General features: G+C 69.2%; 1 protein-coding gene. It reads left to right on the plus strand.

The genetic code is table 11. From position 1 onward, the window contains the following. Nucleotides 1–562 (plus strand): dihydroxy-acid dehydratase (locus tag KUM32_RS40900; protein WP_217146730.1); only part of this gene is annotated, 562 nt, incomplete at both ends.

The following is a 562-nucleotide window of genomic DNA, read 5'->3' on the forward strand; positions in this document are numbered from 1 at the left end:
GGCGGGGGCCGTGCCGCGCGAGTTCAACACGATCGCCGTGGACGACGGCATCGCCATGGGCCACGGCGGCATGCTCTACAGCCTGCCCTCGCGGGACCTGATCGCCGACTCGGTGGAGTACATGGTCGAGGCGCACTGCGCCGACGCCCTGATCTGCATCTCCAACTGCGACAAGATCACCCCGGGCATGCTGATGGCGGCGCTACGCCTGAACATCCCCACCATCTTCGTCTCCGGCGGCCCGATGGAGGCCGGCCAGGCCACCCTGGTCGACGGCACCGTCCGCAAGCTCGACCTGGTCAACGCGATCAGCGACGCGGTCAACGAGAGCGTCTCGGACGAGGACATCCTCCGCATCGAGGAGAACGCCTGCCCCACCTGCGGTTCGTGTTCCGGCATGTTCACCGCCAACTCGATGAACTGCCTCGCCGAGGCCATCGGCCTGGCCCTGCCCGGCAACGGCTCGGTGCTCGCCACGCACACCGCCCGCAAGGAGCTGTACGAGCGGGCCGGCGCCACCGTCGTGGAGCTGACCCGGCGCTACTACGGCGAGGGCGACGAG

It is taken from the genome of Streptomyces sp. AC627_RSS907 (assembly GCF_019049165.1).